The 17,922-nt window shown below is 73.4% G+C and carries 16 protein-coding genes; 6 read left to right on the top strand and 10 right to left on the bottom strand.

Annotation, left to right across the window (positions count from 1 at the left end; all coding sequences use genetic code 11):
* Positions 1 to 186 precede the first annotated feature (186 nt).
* Positions 187 to 1,044, top strand: a complete 858-nt coding sequence (locus tag ACFVSN_RS27035; protein ID WP_387590938.1) for a DMT family transporter — start codon at positions 187 to 189, stop codon at positions 1,042 to 1,044.
* A 6-nt stretch (positions 1,045 to 1,050) separates the two neighbouring features.
* On the opposite strand, the gene ACFVSN_RS27030 is transcribed toward ACFVSN_RS27035, so the two are convergent.
* The 4 genes from ACFVSN_RS27030 to ACFVSN_RS27015 form a co-directional block, all read right to left on the bottom strand.
* Positions 1,051 to 1,620, bottom strand: coding sequence for a hypothetical protein (locus ACFVSN_RS27030; protein ID WP_387590941.1), 570 nt, complete (start codon positions 1,618 to 1,620; stop codon positions 1,051 to 1,053).
* Between the two features lie 17 nt (positions 1,621 to 1,637).
* Positions 1,638 to 2,357 (bottom strand): hypothetical protein, encoded by a 720-nt coding sequence (locus ACFVSN_RS27025; protein WP_387590944.1) that lies wholly within the window; start codon positions 2,355 to 2,357, stop codon positions 1,638 to 1,640.
* Between the two features lie 156 nt (positions 2,358 to 2,513).
* Complete coding sequence (locus ACFVSN_RS27020) at positions 2,514 to 2,840, bottom strand: hypothetical protein (RefSeq protein ID WP_380443738.1); 327 nt, start codon at positions 2,838 to 2,840, stop codon at positions 2,514 to 2,516.
* Entirely contained in the window at positions 2,837 to 3,154 is a 318-nt protein-coding gene (locus tag ACFVSN_RS27015; RefSeq protein ID WP_387590948.1) for an SAV_915 family protein, read from the bottom strand. Before ACFVSN_RS27015 ends, ACFVSN_RS27020 begins: the two co-directional genes overlap by 4 nt.
* A gap of 237 nt (positions 3,155 to 3,391) precedes the next feature.
* Between ACFVSN_RS27015 and ACFVSN_RS27010 the strand changes: the two genes are divergently transcribed.
* The 3 genes from ACFVSN_RS27010 (at position 3,392) to ACFVSN_RS27000 (ending at position 6,544) form a co-directional block, all read left to right on the top strand.
* A complete protein-coding gene (locus ACFVSN_RS27010) occupies positions 3,392 to 3,811 on the top strand; it encodes a helix-turn-helix domain-containing protein (RefSeq protein ID WP_387590951.1) in 420 nt (139 codons plus the stop codon).
* Between the two features lies 1 nt (position 3,812).
* Positions 3,813 to 4,160, top strand: coding sequence for a DUF4180 domain-containing protein (locus ACFVSN_RS27005; protein WP_380443732.1), 348 nt, complete (start codon positions 3,813 to 3,815; stop codon positions 4,158 to 4,160).
* Positions 4,161 to 4,324: 164 nt separating this feature from the next.
* Positions 4,325 to 6,544, top strand: coding sequence for an NADP-dependent isocitrate dehydrogenase (locus ACFVSN_RS27000; RefSeq protein ID WP_380491702.1), 2,220 nt, complete (start codon positions 4,325 to 4,327; stop codon positions 6,542 to 6,544).
* 66 nt (positions 6,545 to 6,610) lie between these two features.
* On the opposite strand, the gene ACFVSN_RS26995 is transcribed toward ACFVSN_RS27000, so the two are convergent.
* The gene (locus tag ACFVSN_RS26995) at positions 6,611 to 7,243 is read right to left on the bottom strand and encodes a YdcF family protein (RefSeq protein WP_380503181.1); all 633 of its coding nucleotides are present in this window, start codon (positions 7,241 to 7,243) and stop codon (positions 6,611 to 6,613) included.
* Between the two features lie 95 nt (positions 7,244 to 7,338).
* Complete coding sequence (locus tag ACFVSN_RS26990) at positions 7,339 to 8,307, bottom strand: cytochrome c oxidase assembly protein (RefSeq protein WP_387590957.1); 969 nt, start codon at positions 8,305 to 8,307, stop codon at positions 7,339 to 7,341.
* 184 nt (positions 8,308 to 8,491) lie between these two features.
* Between ACFVSN_RS26990 and ACFVSN_RS26985 the strand changes: the two genes are divergently transcribed.
* Complete coding sequence (locus ACFVSN_RS26985; RefSeq protein WP_387590960.1) at positions 8,492 to 9,430, top strand: NAD-dependent epimerase/dehydratase family protein; 939 nt, start codon at positions 8,492 to 8,494, stop codon at positions 9,428 to 9,430.
* 110 nt (positions 9,431 to 9,540) lie between these two features.
* Here ACFVSN_RS26985 and ACFVSN_RS26980 read toward each other — a convergent pair whose 3' ends face one another.
* Positions 9,541 to 11,166: a protein kinase gene (locus tag ACFVSN_RS26980; RefSeq protein WP_387590963.1), complete on the bottom strand. Its 1,626-nt coding sequence runs from the start codon at positions 11,164 to 11,166 to the stop codon at positions 9,541 to 9,543.
* Between the two features lie 304 nt (positions 11,167 to 11,470).
* On the opposite strand from ACFVSN_RS26980, the gene ACFVSN_RS26975 reads away from it, so the two are divergent.
* A complete protein-coding gene (locus tag ACFVSN_RS26975) occupies positions 11,471 to 13,882 on the top strand; it encodes a ricin-type beta-trefoil lectin domain protein (protein WP_387590966.1) in 2,412 nt (803 codons plus the stop codon).
* Positions 13,883 to 14,074: 192 nt separating this feature from the next.
* On the opposite strand, the gene ACFVSN_RS26970 is transcribed toward ACFVSN_RS26975, so the two are convergent.
* The 3 genes from ACFVSN_RS26970 to ACFVSN_RS26960 all read right to left on the bottom strand — a co-directional run bounded on the left by ACFVSN_RS26970 (position 14,075) and on the right by ACFVSN_RS26960 (position 17,665).
* Positions 14,075 to 15,100: a 6-phosphofructokinase gene (locus tag ACFVSN_RS26970; protein WP_329931993.1), complete on the bottom strand. Its 1,026-nt coding sequence runs from the start codon at positions 15,098 to 15,100 to the stop codon at positions 14,075 to 14,077.
* Between the two features lie 527 nt (positions 15,101 to 15,627).
* Positions 15,628 to 16,356 (bottom strand): glutamine amidotransferase, encoded by a 729-nt coding sequence (locus ACFVSN_RS26965; RefSeq protein WP_329931992.1) that lies wholly within the window; start codon positions 16,354 to 16,356, stop codon positions 15,628 to 15,630.
* A 46-nt stretch (positions 16,357 to 16,402) separates the two neighbouring features.
* Positions 16,403 to 17,665, bottom strand: coding sequence for a MurT ligase domain-containing protein (locus ACFVSN_RS26960; protein WP_359959229.1), 1,263 nt, complete (start codon positions 17,663 to 17,665; stop codon positions 16,403 to 16,405).
* Positions 17,666 to 17,922 lie beyond the last annotated feature (257 nt).

Below are 17,922 nucleotides of genomic sequence, written 5' to 3'. Positions count from 1 at the left end.
CCGGACGCGGGGTGAGGCGTAGGCTTGGCTCCATGCGTCTCGTGATCCTCCCGCCGCCCGTCCGCTAGCGGGCGGCCCTCTCCACTGAATCACCGCCCGGCGGCCTTCTGCTCGCCGTCGGGGCGGTCGGTGCCGCCCGCGTCATCCGCGGAATCCGACCGGCACCTCATCGTGGAGAAACGACGCATGACCTCGCATGCCGCCGTGCCGTTCCGGCACGGACTGCTGTCCATCTCGGCCGCCGCCGTCGCCTGGGGCGTGGGCGGGGCCGTTGCAGCCCTGCTGCTGCGCACCAGCGGGCTGGGCCCGGTGGCCGTCTCGTTCTGGCGCTTCGCCGTCGCGGCGCTCTGCCTGGCGGTACTGCCACGCCGTGAACGCCGGAGGACACCCCGCCGGGCCGCCGTGCTGACCGGGATCGGGCTGGCGGTCAGCCAGTGCGCCTACTTCGGCTCGGTCCGCTTCGCGGGGCTCGGTCTCGCCACCCTGATCACCATCGGCGCCGGCCCGGTGCTGACGAGCCTCGGCGCGCACGTCCTGCTGGGCGAGCGCCTGACCCGGCGGGCCGCCGTCGCCGTCGTGTCGGCGCTCGGCGGGCTGGCCCTGCTGGTGGCCGCGCCGGCGGCGGGGCCGCGTCCGGCGCTGGGCGTCGGCCTGGCGCTGCTGGCGGGCGCCGGGCAGAGCGGGCTCACGCTGTGGGCGCGCGGCGGCGGCTCGGCGCGGGCTGGCACCGGTGCGTTCACGACCGGGCTGCTCTGCCTGCTGCCGCTCGCCGCGGTCGAGGGCGTCCTGCCGACGGCGGGGGACCCGGCGCTGACCGGGGGAGCGCTGCTGTTCCTCGGGACGGTGCCCACGCTGTTCGCCTACCGCTGGTACTTCACCGGCCTGGCCGTCGTCCCGGGCACCACGGCCGCCGTGCTGGTGCTGCTCGAACCGGCGACGGCGGCGGTGATCGGCGTGGCCTTCCTCGGCGAGCCGCTCACCGCGGGCCTGCTGGCTGGCTCGGCCCTGCTCCTCGTCGCGATCGCGGCCCTCGCCCGGGAGTGACGTGGTCTACGAGGCCGCGACGGGGTACTCCCACTCCGTCGCGGCCGTTCCGTCGACGGTCAGCAGGTGTTCGGCGATCTCCAGGGGGACGGCCACCAGGGGGACGCCGGAGTCGAGGGGGATGCGGACCCGGTGGGCGGCGCCGAGGGCGGTCACCTCGACCACGGCGGTCGTCGCGCCGGTGAGGCACACGGCGTCCAGGCGGGGCACGAGGTCGGGGCGGCCGACGTCGGCGGGATAGCCGGTGAGGGTGAAGAGGAGGTCGCCGAGGTCGTCCAGGAGGTCGGCCCAGACCAGGAGCGGCGGCGCCGGGGCGGTGGCCGGGAGCCGGGTGAGCGGGCCCGGGTCCGGCGCGGCCCAGCCGCCCTCGGGCGCGAGGGCGGCGTGGAGGTCGTCGCGCGTGGCGGTCACCGGCAGGTGGGCGGCCGGGTCCGGGCCCGTCGTCGTGATCGCGACGTCACCGCCGGCGGGGAAGGCGATCCGGGTCAGGCGGCGGGTGCCGTCGGTGTTGGTGCGCTGGAGCGCGGCGGCCTCGCGCAGGAAGCCGCCGCGTCGCAGTCGGGGTTGTCGCTCCATACCGGTGGGAACGATCGTCAGGCGCCGTTGACGGCGTTCTTCACCCAGTCCGGGCAGCGGTCGGCGTAGCCGATGCAGTAGGCGGTGATGACGCCCTTGACGTTGCCGTAGTTCACCGTCACCTGCACGTGGGTGAAGTCGACGACCTTGCAGGTGCGCCACCAGGCCCAGCCGGAGCAGCGGACGTGGTTGACCAGGGTGAGGTAGTTCCACGTGGTCGCCGACTGTTGCTTCGGCCAGCCGGGCTCGGGGTAGCGGGTGGTCGCGCGGACCGCGCTGACGGTGAGGTTGTGCTTCTGCTGGATCTTGGTGTAGCCCCAGGTGGCGGTGCCCCGGCGGAGGTTGACCGTGCGGTGGTCCTTGGAGGTCCAGCTGGCCACCAGGTCGTAGGCCGGGTCGCCGGCGAGCCGCGGGGTGAGGGCGGCGGCGCCCGGGGCATCGTCCGAGGCCGAGTCGTCGGAGGCGGAGTCGTCGGAGTCGTCCGGCGCGGTGCCCCGGGCGTACGCCTGGAGGAGGCCGGGGGCGACGCCGTGGTCGCGGGTCAGCTCGTCGACGGTCAGCTGCCGGCCCTCGGTCAGGGTGTCGTCGCCGAAGACCGCGACGGACACGCCGGCGTCGTCGGTCCGGTCCGGCGCCGGTGCGGACGGGGAAGCGGCGAGAGCGGAGGGAGCGGCCAGGATCAGGGCGGCCAGGACGGCTGCCGTACCGAGGGCGGGGCGGAGCGCGGAGCGGGACAAGTCCTCACCAGCTTCCTAGGAAGAGGGGCCTTGGGAGACGGTCCTTGGCTGTGTCCATGGCGGACGGACGCACACTATGCGCGGTGGACGGCCGCCCGCTACTGGAATATCTCCCAACTTCCCTTCGGCCGAGTGGGATTGACGCCTCCAATGATCTCAGGTCACCGACCGCAGGGTCGGCGGCCCCGGCGTGAGGGCGCGCAGGACCAGGTCGATGCGGACGCGCGCCGCGCCGGCCCGCTGGAGGGCGGCGGCGACGGCCCGCAGCTCCTCCGGTCCGGTGCAGGAGAGGCGGAGTTCGAGGTCGGCGTCGCCGGCCAGGGCGAGGCCGCTCTGGACGGCCGGGTGCTCGGCCGCGAGGCGGTCGAAGTCGAGGGGGACGGGCCCGAAGCTGACCCGGGCGATCGCGTGCAGGGCCCGGGCCGGTTCGGGCCGTCCTGCGGCGGGCTCCTCGTCGCCCGGGACCAGTTGGAGGGCGGTCACCGGTGCTGGAGCTGTGCGGTCGGGGCCGGGGCGGGCTGTGCGGCGGGGACGGCGACGGGCGGGGCCACCAGCCGCGGGTCGAGGACGAGGGCGTCGACGCCGAGCGGGGCGGTGAGCTCGCGCAGGGCGGCCTCGCCGAGCTCGGTGTGGGCCTGGTCCGGTCCGAGGAGGGCGGTGAGCGCCTCGGGGGTGGAGAAACCGACGGCGCAGCGGCGGCCGTCGCGCAGGCGGAAGAGGCGGAGGGCGTTCGTGCTTCCGGTGCCGTGACCGAGGTGGTTGACGGTGACCGGAACGTGCCAGACGACGCGGGCCATGCGGGTGCTCCCCAATGGAGTGGTGGTGCCTGCCGGAACTGCTCCCTTCGAAGCTAGGCCGGGATCGGCCGCGCGTCGCCGGTCCTGACGCAGCGTTGACCGAATGAGGTGGCGTGTTGACGCACTCCTGACGGCCGACTCACCCAACTGGACTACACCACTCCGTATCCTTCCCCAAACATCCGCATCGAATGATAGTTTGCGCGATGATAGGGAAGTCGGGAAGGATGGTTGCAGGTGGCGCAGTACTACTCGGTGGAACAGGTGGCCGAACTGCTGGGCCTCCATGTGCGCACGGTCCGCGGCTACATCCGTGACGGCCGCCTCGCGGCGACCAGGATCGGCAAGCAGTACCGGATCGCCCGCGCCGACCTGGAAGCCCTCACCGGCGCCCCGGTCGTCGCGGAGAGCACCAGGGGGCGCGGCGCCGAGGTCTCGTCCGTCGTGCGGATCGAGGAGATCGACCGCGCGCGGGCGGACCGGCTGACCACCACCGTGCTCGCGGCCATCGCCGGCCCGCGCGAGGGCGGCCGGCCGCTGCACGTGGAGACCGTCCTCGACGAGGAGGCGCAGACCCTGCGGCTCGTCATCCTCGGCGATCCGGCCGACACCGCGGCGCTGCTCACCATCGTCCACACGCTGACCAGGGAGTTGTGACATGTCCGACCCGACGTTCCTCCGGCTGGCCGCCGACGGCGCCCCGCTCCGCAGCGAGCAGGACGCGATGGACGCGATCGCCGACGCCTGGGGCCGGGAGGCGACCTGGGTGATCGTGCCCGCGGCCCGGCTGCACCCGGACTTCTTCGCGCTGAGCACCCGCGTCGCCGGCGGCATCGTCCAGAAGTTCGTCAACTACCGGATGGGTCTCGTCGTCCTCGGCGACATCGCCCACCACGTGGCCGGGAGCAACGCCCTGCGCGACTTCGTCCGGGAGAGCAACCGCGGCACCCAGCTCTGGTTCCTGGCCGACGAGACCGAGCTGGCGGCCAGGTTCGCCGCGGGCTAGCCCCCTCCGGTTGCCGTGCGGGCGCCCCGGGACGACGGTGGAACCGACCGCCGGCGCGCCCCCGGGGCACCCGGCGCGCGCTCCGGGGCGGGGGGAGGTGGAGCGAGGGGGCCGGGACGAGATATCTTGACGTCAAGACGTTGGAGACGTGAAGCGGAGTTTCGATGACTGACTCGACCATCATCTATACGCACACCGACGAGGCTCCGGCCCTGGCGACCTACTCGTTCCTGCCGGTCGTCCAGGCCTACGCCTCGACGGCGGGCGTGCGCGTGGAGACCCGCGACATCTCCCTGGCCGGGCGGATCATCGCGAGCTTCCCGGAGCGTCTGGCCGAGGGCCAGCGGATCGGTGACGCCCTCGCCGAGCTGGGCGAGCTGGCCAAGACCCCGGACGCCAACATCATCAAGCTGCCGAACATCTCGGCCTCCGTGCCGCAGCTGAAGGCCGCCATCGCCGAGCTGCAGGCCCAGGGCTACGCCCTGCCGGACTACCCGGACGACCCGCGGACCGACGAGGACAAGGACGTCCGCGCCCGCTACGACAAGGTCAAGGGCAGCGCCGTCAACCCGGTCCTGCGCGAGGGCAACTCCGACCGCCGCGCCCCGCTGTCGGTCAAGAACTACGCCAAGACCCACCCGCACCGCATGGGCGCCTGGTCGGCCGACTCCAAGACCAACGTCGCCACCATGGGCGAGAACGACTTCCGTTCCACCGAGAAGTCGGCCGTGATCACCGCCGACGGCGCCCTGCGCATCGAGCTGGTCGGCCAGGACGGCACCACCACCGTCCTGCGCGAGAAGGTCCCGGTGCTGGCCGGCGAGGTCGTCGACGCCTCGGTCCTGCGCGCCGCCGCCCTGAACGAGTTCCTGGCCGCCCAGGTGGCCCGCGCCAAGGCCGAGGGCGTCCTGTTCTCGGTGCACCTCAAGGCCACCATGATGAAGGTCTCCGACCCGATCGTGTTCGGCCACGTCGTGCGCGCCTTCTTCCCGAAGACGTTCGCCCGCTACGGCGAGGCGCTGACCGCCGCCGGCCTGAACCCGAACAACGGCCTCGGCGGCATCCTGGCCGGCCTCGACGCGCTGGCGAACGGCGCCGAGATCAAGGCCTCGTTCGACGCCGAGCTGGCCGAGGGCCCGGCCCTGGCCATGGTCGACTCGGACAAGGGCATCACCAACCTGCACGTCCCGAGCGACGTCATCGTCGACGCCTCGATGCCGGCCATGATCCGCACCTCCGGCCACATGTGGGGCCCGGACGGCCAGGAGGCCGACACCCTGGCCGTGCTGCCGGACAGCAGCTACGCCGGCGTGTACCAGGCCGTCATCGACGACTGCCGCGCCCACGGCGCCCTGGACCCGGCCACCATCGGCTCGGTCCCGAACGTCGGCCTGATGGCCCAGAAGGCCGAGGAGTACGGCAGCCACGACAAGACCTTCGAGATCGCCGAGGCCGGCACCGTCCGCCTGGTCGACGCCGAGGGCGAGGTCGTGCTGGAGCAGGCCGTGCAGCCGGGCGACATCTTCCGCGCCTGCCAGACCAAGGACCTGCCGATCCAGGACTGGGTCAAGCTGGCCGTCACCCGCGCCCGCGCCACCGGCGACCCGGCCGTGTTCTGGCTGGACGCCGAGCGCGCCCACGACGCCGTGCTGATCGAGAAGGTCAACACGTACCTGCCGGAGCACGACACCACCGGCCTGCAGATCGAGATCATGTCCCCGGTCGAGGCCACCACGTTCTCGCTGGAGCGCATCCGCCGCGGCGAGAACACCATCTCGGTCACCGGCAACGTGCTGCGCGACTACCTGACCGACCTGTTCCCGATCCTGGAGCTGGGCACCAGCGCCAAGATGCTGTCGGTCGTCCCGCTGATGGCGGGCGGCGGCCTGTTCGAGACCGGCGCCGGCGGCTCCGCCCCGAAGCACGTCCAGCAGCTGGTCAAGGAGAACTACCTGCGCTGGGACAGCCTGGGCGAGTTCTTCGCGCTGGCCGCGAGCTTCGAGCACCTGGCCGCCAGCACCGGCAACGCCCGCGCCAAGGTCCTGGCCGACACCCTGGACCGCGCCACCGGCACCTTCCTCAACGAGGACAAGTCGCCGAGCCGCCGCCTCGGTGGCATCGACAACCGCGGCAGCCACTTCTACCTGGCCACGTACTGGGCCCAGGAGCTGGCCGGGCAGACCGAGGACGCCGAGCTGGCCCAGGCGTTCGAGGGCCTCGCCAAGGCGCTCACCGAGCAGGAGCAGACCATCGTCGAGGAGCTCGTCGCCGTGCAGGGCTCGGCCGTCGACCTCGGTGGCTACTACCAGCCCGACCCGGCCAAGGCCGCGGCCGTGATGCGCCCGTCGAAGACCTTCAACGACGCGCTGGCCAACCTCGGCTGACCGAGGCCGAGTTGAACCACCGGGCGGCCCCCGGGTCCCACGTGGACCCGGGGGCCGCCCGTCGTCTCACCACCAGCAGAGGGCGATCAGGACCAGGAGTGCGACGGCGGCGGTGTTGAGCCGCCGGTACGCCAGGGCCGTCGCGACGGCCTCCCGCAGCAGCAGGTACGGCCCGTGGGCGAGCAGCCCGTCCGCCGCCGCGACCCGGCCGGGCGCACCGGCCCGGCGGGCGGCGGTGGCCGAGCGCAGGACGTGGAAACCGCTGGTGACGACGGTGCACCGGTACCCGGGCCGCTCGGCGGCCATCAGGGCCGCGCTGAAACGCAGGTTCTCGACGGTGTCGGTGGCCCGCTCCTCGCGGCGGATCCGCCCGGCCGGGACGCCCCGGGCGAGCAGGTAGCGGGCCATCGCGGCGGCCTCGGTGCACTCCTCGTGCGGCCCCTTGCCCCCGGTCACCAGCAGCAGCGGCGCGTGCCCGGCGGCCTCCTCGGCGGCGAACCGTTCCAGCGCGGCGTCCAGCCGGGCCGCGAGCAGCGGCGTGACGTCGCAGCCGTGCAGTCCGGCGCCGAGGACGACGACGTAGTCGGCGCCGACCGGCACGGGCTGCCGGCGGTAGTGCAGCGCCCGGCCGAGGAAGCCGAGCAGCCACAGCAGGGCGTACCCGCCGAGCAGGACGGCGACGATCAGGAGGACGTGCATACCTCCTCGAACGCCTACGACGGAACCCCCGTTCCGGACGGTGGTCCGGGACGGGGGTTCCGTGACGTACGCGACGCGGCGGGCCGCGGCCGGCCTCAGCCCGCGTCGGCCGCCGGGCGCTTCCCGCGCTGATCGAGCGAGGCCAGGTACGCGTTGTACGCCTCCAGCTCGGCGTCGCCGCTGCGCTCCTCGGCGCGGTCGGCGCGGCGGGCCTTGCGCTGCTCGGAGCCCATCCACTGGTAGACCAGCGCGATCAGCACGATCGCCGTCGGGATCTCGCCGAACGCCCAGGTGATGCCGCCGGCGAGCTTCTGGTCCGCCAGCAGGTCGGTGCCGGGCGGGGCGCCCGCGGTGGTGAAGGTGCTGACCAGCTGGTGGTTGGCCATCATCACCGCGACGCCGAAGAAGGCGTGGAACGGCATGCCCATGAACAGCTCGATGATCCGCATCACGTGGCCGGGGCGGTTCGGGCCCGGGTCCACGCCCATGATCGGCCAGAAGAACACCAGCCCGGTGGCCAGGAAGTGCACCATCATGAAGATGTGCCCGGCGCGGTACTGCATCAGGAAGTCGAACAGCGGGGTGAAGTAGACCCCGTACAGGCTCGCGATGAACAGCGGGATGGTGAACGCCGGGTGCGAGATCACCTTGACGTAGCGGCTGTGTAGGAGCGCCACCAGCAGCTCGCGCGGCCCGCGCGGGCGCCCCTTGCCGGCCGGGCGCAGCGCGCGCAGCGCGAGCGTGATCGGGGCGCCGAGGAGCAGCAGGATGGGCGACAGCATGGACAGCACCATGTGCTGGATCATGTGCGCGCTGAACAGCGCCATCCCGTAGTCGTTGAGTCCGCTGCAGGTGACGAGGATCACCGAGCCGACGCCCAGGGCCCAGCCGACGGTGCGCCCGACCGGCCACTTGTCGCCGCGGCGGTACAGCCGGACGACGCCGAGCGCGTACAGGCCGAGGGCGACCAGGCAGCCGGCCAGGAAGACCCAGTCGGGGGACCAGGTCCACACGTTGGAGAGGGTGAACGGTCCTAGCTGGGTCATCCCGCCGTAGTGGTGCATGCCTGACATTCCGTCGCCCATCGGCGGGTCCCGCTTTCCGTCCTGGTGGCCCCCGGTGGGGTCCGGTTCGCCCGTTTTGCTTGGCATACAGCCTAGGCGGGCCTTACCCCCGGCCGTGCCCCGCCCCCTCCGTGCGGGTGGGCGCGTCTCACTACAATGAGCGGCCTGACGGAGGGGGTGGGCGGTGACCTCGACCACGGGGCCCCGGATCGCGATGACGGGGGCGACGGGCTTCATCGGCTCGGCGGTGCTCCGGGCGTCGGACGGTTTCGAGGTCCGCGCGCTGGCCCGGAAGGTCCCCGCCGTGAGTGGCCCGTCCTGGGTGGAGGGCGACCTGGCCGACGAGGACGCCCTCGCCGAGCTGTGCGACGGCGCCGACGTCCTGCTCCACCTCGCGTCCCGGATCTCCGGCACCGCCGAGGAGTGCGAGGAGGTCAACGTCCGCGGCACGGGGGCCGTCATGGCCGCCGCCCGCCGGGCCGGGGTCTCCCGGGTCGTCCACCTGTCCACCGCGGCCGTGTACGGGCCGGGCCCGCACGCGGGTGTCGGCGTGGACGAGGTGCCCGCCGTGCCCGCCTCGGAGGCCAGCCGCACCCGGCTGCTCGGGGAGCGGGCCGCGCTGGCCGCCGGGGCCGTCGTGCTGCGGCCCGGCGTGGTGACCGGCCCGGGGGACCGCTGGGTGGTGCCCGCCGTGGCCGAGCTGGTCCGCCGGGTGCCGGTGCGCTGGGCGGGCGGCGGGGCCCGGCTCTCGCTCGTCGACCGCGCCGACCTGGCCCGCCTGGTCGTCGCCGTCGCGACCGCCGAGCCCGCCGTGCCGTCGGGCGTCCACCACGCGAGCCACCCGGAGCCCGTCCGCGCCGGGGAGCTCCTCGACGCGCTGGACGCCCTCGGGCTGGTCCCCGCGCCGGCCGGCCCGGCCGTCCCGTGGGAGGAGTGCCGCCGCCTGCTGGCCGCCGCGCCGGGCCGCGTCTCGGAGCGGCAGTTCGCGATGATCGCCCTCGACCACTGGTACCGCAGCGACGACATCTGGTCCCTGGCCGCCTGCCCGCCCGGCCCGGGGCCGCTCTCCCGGCTCGGCGCCGCCGCGGACTGGTACCGCGCGGTGCTCGCGGCGATGGGCTGAACCGCTCTGGCGGGAAGGTCAGTCGGCCCGGCGGTAGTGGTCGACCGACACCTTGACCGGCCCGCCGCCCGGGGCTCGCGGCGATGGGCTGAACCGCTCTGGCGGGAAGGTCAGTCGGCCCGGCGGTAGTGGTCGACCGACACCTTGACCGGCCCGCCGCCCGGGGCGGCCGACAGCAGCCGGACGACGGCCAGGTCGCGGCCGTCGTCCTCGCGGACGCAGAAGGCCCGGCCGGTGAGGGTGGCGAAGTCGAGCCGGGAGGCGGGTTGGGAGCCGAGCCCCTTGAGGCAGTCGGCGGTGCCGAGACTGCTGTCCGTGCCGACGTAGGCGTCGCTGCCGTCGGCGAGGAGGAACTCGCTCGACGTCCGGGCGAGGTACCAGGACGCCGTTCCCTCCGGTGCGACCGTGCCCTTCCGGAGGTCGAACTCGTCGTTGCGGTCGGACGAGGTGAGCGCGGTGCCGGTGTACACGGCCGTGTAGACGGGGGCGGCGGCCGGCGGGGCCTCCGGGTCGGTCGCGCTCTCGACCGTGCGGTTGTCGGCGGCCGGGCGCCCGTCGTCCGTGCGGTGGACGAGGAGGAACGTGCCGGCCGACCCGAGGGCGAGGGCGGCCGCGGCGATCAGGGCCGTCCGGCGGTGGGAACGTCTGCGGATCGGCGCGGCCACGGAAGCGGCCACGGGGGCGGCCACGGAAGCGGCCTCGGGGGCGGCCACGCCGTGGTCCACTTCGGGTGCGACCGGTGCCAGCGCCGTCGCCCCGTCGTGCAGCGGTGGCGCGGGGACGAGGACGGTCTGCGCTTCGGAGGGGGCCCGGGGCAGGTCGCTGCGCCGGGCGATCTCGGCGTGCACCTGCGGGGGCAGCCAGCCGTCGGCGAAGCGCGGGTCCCCGACGACGGCGGGGTGGCCGTGGACGGCTTCGATCACCTGGGCCGTGGTCGGACGGTCCTCGGGCCGCTTCGCCAGGCACCAGCCGATGAGGCCGCGCAGGGAGGAGGGCACGAGGGCGAGGTCCGGCTCCTCGTGGATCACCCGGTAGAGGGCGCCGGCATCCGTACCGCCGCCGAAGGGGGGTGCGCCGCCGGCGATGTAGGCGGCCAGGGCGCCGAGGGCGAAGACGTCGGTGGCGGACGTGGCGCGCAGGCCCCGGGCCTGTTCCGGCGCCATGAAGCCGGCGGAGCCGATGCGCAGTCCGGTGCTGGTGAGGGCGGCGGCGTCGACGGCGCGGGCGATGCCGAAGTCGATCACGCGCGGGCCGTCGGCGGCGAGGAGGACGTTGCCCGGCTTGAGGTCGCGGTGGACGACGCCGGCCGCGTGGATCGCCTGGAGGGCTTCGGCGATGCCGGCGACGAGGAGCAGGACGGTCTGCTCGGCGAGCGGCCCTGCGCGCCGGACCACCTGGTGGAGCGAGGGGCCGGGGACGTAGGTGGTGGCGAGCCAGGGCACGGCGGCGTCCACCCCGGCGTCGACGACCTGGGCGGTGTAGAAGCCGTGGATCAGGCGCGCGCTGGCGACCTCCTGGGCGAAGCGCTCCCGGAACTCGGGGTCCTCCGCGAGCTCGGGCCGGACCACCTTGAGGGCCACCGGCCGGCCGCCGCGCGTGTACGAGAGGTACACCCGGCCCATCCCGCCGGACCCCAGCCGTGCGAACAGCCGGTAGCCGCCGACCGTGGCGGGGTCGTCGGCGGTCAGGGGCTGGAAGGCGGCGGTCGGGAGGGTGTCGGCCTGGTGCTCGGGCATCTGGGGCTCTCTCGGCGGGGCGCGGAGGACACGCGGGGTCGTAGGAATGGCGCGCGACCACCGGGGGAAGGGTCGCGCGCCACGCCCGGACAGTCTCCCGCCACGATGCTGAGGTTTTGATGAGGGCCGTGACGTCGGGGAGTGGCAACACAATCGCTCAGAAATCACCGCGATCGGACGTGGCGGACGAGGGTTCGGCAGGAATCCGACGTTTGATGTGGTGTCAGATTGTTGATTGGTGTTGGAAGTTGGGTCTACGCTCCTGCCCGGTCATCCCCTCGCCAATCCGTCCCGGGAGACGCCCATGGGTCGCAGCTACCAACCCTCGAAACTCCGCACCGCCCTCGGCGCCCTGGCGCTGTTGCTGGGCGCGCTCGGCAGCCTGGCCACACCCTCCGCCGTCCACGCCGCCACGCCGGTCCAGACCGCCGTCACCGTCGACGGCACCCGGCCCGGCCTCACCTTCGACGGGATCGGGGCCATCTCCGGCGGCGGCGGCAACTCGCGCCTGCTGGCCGACTATCCGGAGCCGCAGCGCAGCCAGGTGCTCGACTACCTGTTCAAGCCCGGCTACGGCGCCTCGCTCCAGGTGCTGAAGCTGGAGATCGGCGGCGACACCAACTCCACCGACGGCGCCGAGCCCAGCATCGAGCACACCAGGGGCACCGTCGACTGCGACCAGGGCTACGAGTGGTGGCTCGCCGAGCAGGCCCTCGCCCGCAACCCCGGCATCACGTTCTACGGCCTGTCCTGGGGCGCCCCCGGCTGGATCGGCGACACCGGCAGCGGGGGCAACTTCTGGTCCCGGGACACCATCGACTACCTGATGTCCTGGATGGGCTGCGCGGACCGGCACCACCTGGCCGTCTCCTACCTCGGCGGCTGGAACGAGCGCGGCTTCAACGCGGCCTGGTACGAGAACCTCAAGAGCGCGCTGGTCTCCCACGGTTACGGCGCCACCAAGGTCGTCGCCGCCGACGACTCCTGGGCCGTGGCCGACGCCATGGCCACCGACCAGGCCTTCAGGAACGCCGTCGACGTCGTCGGCGTGCACTACCCCTGCGGCTACCTCGGCTCCTTCACCAACTGCCCCAGCACCGCGAACGCCCGGGCGCTCGGCAAGCCGCTGTGGGCGAGCGAGAACGGCTCCGAGGACGCCAACGACGGTGCCCCCGCGGTCGCGCGCGCGATCAACCGCGGCTACCTCGACGGCCGGATGACCTCGTTCATCAACTGGCCGGTCATCGCCGCGCTCTACCCGAACCTGTTCTTCTCCACCGCCGGCATGTCGATCGCCGACCAGCCCTGGTCCGGCAGCTACACGATCGGCAGGACCACGTGGGTCACCGCGCACACCGCCCAGTTCGTCCAGCCCGGCTGGCGCTACATCGACTCGGCGGGCGGGTACCTCGGCGGCGCGCGCGCCAACGGCAGCTACGTGACGCTGAAGTCACCGAACACCACCGACTACAGCACCGTCATCGAGACCGCCGACGCCACCGCCGCCCAGACCGCGAACTTCACCGTCACCGGCGGCCTGTCCACCGGCACCGTGCACGTGTGGTCCACCGACCTCGGCTCGGCCGACCCGGCGGACTGGTTCGTCCACACCCAGGACGTCACGCCGCAGGGCGGCTCGTTCGCGCTGACCCTGCGGCCCGGCCACGTCTACACCGTCACCACCACGACCGGCCAGGGCAAGGGCGCCGCCACCCCGCCGGCCCCCGCCGCGCTCGGACTGCCGTACGCGGACGACTTCGAGACGCCCGCCACGACCACCTCGCCCAGGTACTTCACGGACATGAACGGCGCCTTCCGGACCGTCCCGTGCGGCGGCGGCCGCACCGGCACCTGCCTGCGCCAGATGGCCCCGGCGACGCCGATCCGCTGGACCGACGAGCCGTACGACGCCCCGTACACGATGATGGGCGACGGCAGCTGGGCCAACTACACGGTCACCGCCGACACCCTCTTCGAGCAGTCGAGCACCGTCGAACTCCTGGGCCGGGTCAACCAGCAGGGCCGCAACAACAACGGCCTGAACGCCTACCACCTGCGCGTGAGCGACACCGGCGCCTGGTCCATCGACAAGAGCGACACCAGCTGGAACTTCACCACCCTCGCGAGCGGCACCACCACCGCCCCCGGCACCGGCAGCTGGCACACCGTCGCGCTCTCGATGCAGGACACCACCCTCACCGCCGCCGTCGACGGCGTCACGGTGGGCAGCGCGACCGACGGCAGCTTCACCAACGGCCAGGCGGGCCTCGGCGTGACCGGCTACCGGACCGACCAGTTCGACAACTTCGCCCTCACCCCGGGCACCCCGACCACCCACACCGGCCCGATCACCTCCGCGCTGCCCGGCAAGTGCGTCGACGACAACGGCGATTCCAGCGCCAACGGCACCGCCGTCCAGCTCTGGGACTGCAACGGCGGCGGCTCCCAGGTGTGGACCTGGTCCAACGGCACCCTCACCCACGGCGGCAAGTGCCTCGACGTGACCGGCGCCGCCACCGTCAACGGAACCCCGGTCGAGCTCTGGGACTGCAACGCGGGCGCCAACCAGCAGTGGACGCCCCAGCCGGACGGCACTCTCAAGAGCACCCAGTCCGGCCGCTGCCTCGACGACCCGGCCCTCGCCACCGCCAACGGCACCCGGCTGGCGATCTGGGACTGCAACGGGGGCACCAACCAGCAGTGGAAACTCCCGTAACCCGCCACATCGTCCGGGCCCTCGCCCCCGCCACCGGCAACGGCAGCCGGGGCGGGGCCCGGCTACCTCCGGGGTCACGGGCGGGGGACGCCAACCCGGGCCACCGCCGGAGCGCCCTCCGGAGCGTCCTCCGGACGCGCGGGAGCCCCCGGGTCGCGAGCGACCCGGGGGCTCCGCAGCGGGAGGACGAGGTCAGAGGACCGTCTCGGCCTCCAGGTAGCGCTCCTGCGGGACGGTCTTCAGCTCGGCGACCGCCTCGGCGAGCGGCACCAGGTTGATGTTGGTGCCCTGCAGCGCCGTGATGTGCCCGAACGCGCCCTTGTGGACGGCTTCGACGGCGTGCCAGCCGAAGCGGGTGGCGAGCACCCGGTCGTAGGCGGTCGGGGTGCCGCCGCGCTGGGTGTGGCCGAGGATCACCGGACGGGCCTCCTTGCCGAGCCGGTGCTCCAGCTCGCGGGAGAGCTGGGTCGCGATGCCGGTGAACCGCTCGTGGCCGTAGATGTCCTTGACGCCCTCCTCCCAGTGCATGGTGCCGGGCTCGGGCTTGGCGCCCTCGGCGCAGACCACGATGGCGAACTTCTTCTGCCGGTCGAAGCGTTCGCGGACGACGGCGGTCAGCTGCTCGATGTGGAACGGCCGCTCGGGGACGACGATCGCGTGCGCGCCCGCCGCCATGCCCGCGTTGAGGGCGATCCAGCCGGTGTGCCGGCCCATGACCTCGACGACCATGACCCGCTGGTGCGACTCGGCGGTGGTCTTCAGCCGGTCCAGCGCCTCGGTGGCGACCGAGACGGCGGTGTCGAAGCCGAAGGTCACGTCGGTGGCGGCGATGTCGTTGTCGATGGTCTTCGGCACGCCGACGATCGGCAGGCCCGCGTCGCTCATCAGCTTGGCGGCCTTGAGGGTGCCCTCGCCGCCGATCGGGATGACGGCGTCCAGGCCGAGGTCCGAGCAGTACTTCTTGGCGCGCTCGACGCCGTCGCGCAGGTGGCTGGGCTGCACCCGCGACGAACCGAGGATCGTGCCGCCCTGGGCGAGGATGCCGCTCACCGAGTCCAGGGTGAGGGGGCGGTGGTGGCCCTCCAGGAAGCCGCGCCACCCGTCCTCGAACCCGATGATCTCGTCGCCGTGGTCGACCACCCCCCGGTGGACCACGGAGCGGATCACCGCGTTCAGGCCGGGGCAGTCACCGCCGCTGGTCAGCACTCCGATACGCATTAGCTTTGCAACTCCCGAGCAGAACCGAGGAACGGCCGGACTACAGGCTGGGACGACGAGCCGTCACCGTAGCGGTGCGTTCCCACGCCGGGGTGGCGGGGAGCTGACCGTGGGGTGAAGGATCGGCCGAATCGGGCAGAACGCCCGAAAAAGGCCGTGGTGTCGAGCATACGACCCCTGGTCCGGCCGGGCAGGAGCCGACGCGGGAGCGGCGCCGTCGGCGCCCCCGCGTGGAAGTGCAGCCTGCTGCCGAGGAGGGTGTGCAGCCGGCAGCCCCCATTGTCGTACGTTCCGGGCCGCCCGTGGACCGGGTGACCGCATGGCGGGCACCCGGCTGGGGCGTACGGGTGTACTGGGCTTGTCTTCGGACTCCCGTCGTCCGCCCGTAAGGGCGGGCCTGGCGGCGTCTGGGTGCGCGCATCGCAAGGCGGAGGAGGAAGTCCATGCGGAGCATAGGCGACCGACGACAACGCCGCGAGGCGCGTGCCCAGGCGTCGCCAGGCAGACGGGAGTCCGAAGACAAGCCCTTACTGGGGGCGCGTCGTGGCGGCGATGCGTTCGGCGCGCAGCGCGTCGTACCAGGTGGTGTCGGCCGGCGGCAGGGCGTTGACGTCCAGCGCCAGCTTGATCAGCATGTCCGCGACCGCGGGGTTGCGGGCCAGCACCGGGCCGTGCAGGTAGGTGCCGAAGACGGTGTCGCGCCAGGCGCCCTCGGTGCCGTCGCCGGTGCCGTTGCCCCGGCCGACGGCGACGTTGGCGAAGGGCTGGACGCCCTGGCCGAGGTGGGTGACGCCCTGGTGGTTCTCGAAGCCGGTCAGCTGCGGCAGGCCGAGCCGCGGGTCGACGTCGGCGAGCACGTCGCCGACGCACCGGGCGCCCTCGCCGCGGGTGGTCCAGACGTCGAGCAGGCCGAGGCCCGGCTCGCGCTCGCCGAGGTCGTTGACGAACTCGTGGCCCATGATCTGGAAGCCGGCGCAGACGCCGAAGATGATCGCGCCGTTCTCGGCGGCCCGCACCAGGCCGCTGTCGGCCCGCAGCCGCTCGGCGGCCAGGCGCTGCGGCCGGTCCTCGCCGCCGCCGATCAGGTAGATGTCCCCGCTGGTGGGGACCGCCTGGTCGGAGCGGACGTCGATCCGGGTCACGTTGAGATGGCGCTGGCGGGCCCGGCGCTCCACGACCAGGGCGTTGCCGCGGTCGCCGTAGGTGCTGAGCAGGTCCGGGTAGACCCAGACCACGCGCAGGCTGCTCTCACTCATCCTCGAAGGCCTTCCGTCACGAAAAGAGGGGCGTGGGGGCGCGGCATCAGCCGGCCACGACCTTCCGCAGCTGCTGGAAGGCGGTGTAGTTGGCGATGGCCTCGATCCGGCCGGGCGGGGCCATCCGGACGGCCTGCTCCAGCGTGTCCACCACGTGGAACTGCAGTCCGGCGACCTCCAGGCGGACGGCCAGGTCCAGCTTGCGCTGGCCCATCACGAAGACCGGGTGCCCGGCGAGGCGCTCGTAGTCGACGTCCCACAGCCAGGAAGTGTCGGTGCCGTCGGCGTCGAGGGCGTTGACGGAGAGGATGACCGGGGCGGGCGGGCCGTCGATCAGCGAGAAGGTCTCCAGCCAGCCGGCCGGGTTCTTCGCGAGCAGCAGCCGGATGTCGCGGCCCTGGTACTGGACGACGTCGTAGCGGCCGGCGACGGCCGTCACCGAGCGCATCCGCTCCAGCGCGACCTGCGGGGAGACGCCGAACACGGCGGCGACGGCGGCCGAGCTGGTGGCGTTGGCCAGGTTGGCCCGGCCGGGCAGCTGGAGCTGGATCGGCCAGGCGCCGCGCTGCGGGTCGATGACGTGGGTGCCCTGGAGCGCCCAGTGCGGGTTGGGGCGCCGGAAGCCGCACTCCTGGCAGAACCAGTCGTCGCCGGGGCGCTGCATGACGCCGCCGCACGCGGGGCAGGACCAGGCGTCCTCCTTCCAGGCCTGTCCGGCGGCCACCCAGACCACCTTCTTGCAGGAGGAGGCGGCCCAGGTCACCAGCGGGTCGTCGGCGTTGGCGATGACCACGGCCTCGGTGTCCTGGAGGCCCTCGCGCCACTTCTCGGCCATCATCCGGGTCTCGGCGGCCCGGTCGAGCTGGTCGCGGGAGAGGTTGAGCAGGGCGATCGCCTTGGGGCGGGTGTCGCGGGCGACCCCGGCCAGGTACTTCTCGTCGACCTCGATCACGCCGAAGCGGGCGTCCGAGCCGCCGGCCAGGGCGGAGGTGATGCCGGCCGGCATGTTGGCGCCGAGGGCGTTGGAGACCACCGGGCCGGCGGCGCGCAGCGCCTCGGCGATCAGGCGGGTGGTCGTGGTCTTGCCGTTGGTGGCGCTGACCAGCACGACGTCGAGGTGGTCGGCGAGGGTGGCGAGGAGGTCGGGGTCGAGCCTGAGGGCGACCTTGCCGCCGATCACCGAGCCGCTGCCGCGACCGGCCTTGCGCGACACGGCGGCCGCGACCTTGCCGGCGGTGACCGCGATCTTGGCGCGGGCCGGCAGGGAGGCGTCGCGCGCGCCTGTGGGCTCCGATTCGGTGCCTGCCATGCTCAGTGGTTCCTCCTTGCTGCGGCACCGCCCGGGGGCCGGTTAACGGGCCGTCGGGCGGCGGGGACGGGGCCAGCCTACCGACTCCGTCACCCGGCCCCACGATCCGGACCCCGCGCCGCCTGCTGCGACGCGCCCCCCGGGGCCCGCCCCGGGCGGCCTGACGTGCCGTCAGGAAGGGCGGTGTACGGACGGAGCTCCCGCGGGAAGGAGGACGCCGCCGGAGGGCCGGACGGTTCCCGGTGAGAATGTGGTGA

Origin of the sequence: Kitasatospora sp. NPDC057904 (assembly GCF_042887925.1) — a bacterium.
Taxonomy (GTDB): domain Bacteria; phylum Actinomycetota; class Actinomycetes; order Streptomycetales; family Streptomycetaceae; genus Kitasatospora.
This window is presented reverse-complemented; position numbering and strand designations above follow the sequence as displayed.

Excerpts from the sequence above, each read along its gene's own strand:
- ACFVSN_RS26970 (WP_329931993.1), bottom strand. The coding sequence starts at position 15,100 with ATGCGTATCGGAGTGCTGACCAGCGGCGGTGACTGCCCCGGCCTGAAC.
- ACFVSN_RS26960 (WP_359959229.1), bottom strand. The coding sequence starts at position 17,665 with ATGGCAGGCACCGAATCGGAGCCCACAGGCGCGCGCGACGCCTCCCTG.
- ACFVSN_RS26990 (WP_387590957.1), bottom strand. The coding sequence starts at position 8,307 with ATGCACCACTACGGCGGGATGACCCAGCTAGGACCGTTCACCCTCTCC.
- ACFVSN_RS27035 (WP_387590938.1), top strand. The coding sequence starts at position 187 with ATGACCTCGCATGCCGCCGTGCCGTTCCGGCACGGACTGCTGTCCATC.
- ACFVSN_RS26975 (WP_387590966.1), top strand. The coding sequence starts at position 11,471 with ATGGGTCGCAGCTACCAACCCTCGAAACTCCGCACCGCCCTCGGCGCC.
- ACFVSN_RS27005 (WP_380443732.1), top strand. The coding sequence starts at position 3,813 with ATGTCCGACCCGACGTTCCTCCGGCTGGCCGCCGACGGCGCCCCGCTC.
- ACFVSN_RS26995 (WP_380503181.1), bottom strand. The coding sequence starts at position 7,243 with ATGCACGTCCTCCTGATCGTCGCCGTCCTGCTCGGCGGGTACGCCCTG.
- ACFVSN_RS26980 (WP_387590963.1), bottom strand. The coding sequence starts at position 11,166 with ATGCCCGAGCACCAGGCCGACACCCTCCCGACCGCCGCCTTCCAGCCC.
- ACFVSN_RS27015 (WP_387590948.1), bottom strand. The coding sequence starts at position 3,154 with ATGGCCCGCGTCGTCTGGCACGTTCCGGTCACCGTCAACCACCTCGGT.
- ACFVSN_RS27030 (WP_387590941.1), bottom strand. The coding sequence starts at position 1,620 with ATGGAGCGACAACCCCGACTGCGACGCGGCGGCTTCCTGCGCGAGGCC.
- ACFVSN_RS26965 (WP_329931992.1), bottom strand. The coding sequence starts at position 16,356 with ATGAGTGAGAGCAGCCTGCGCGTGGTCTGGGTCTACCCGGACCTGCTC.
- ACFVSN_RS27000 (WP_380491702.1), top strand. The coding sequence starts at position 4,325 with ATGACTGACTCGACCATCATCTATACGCACACCGACGAGGCTCCGGCC.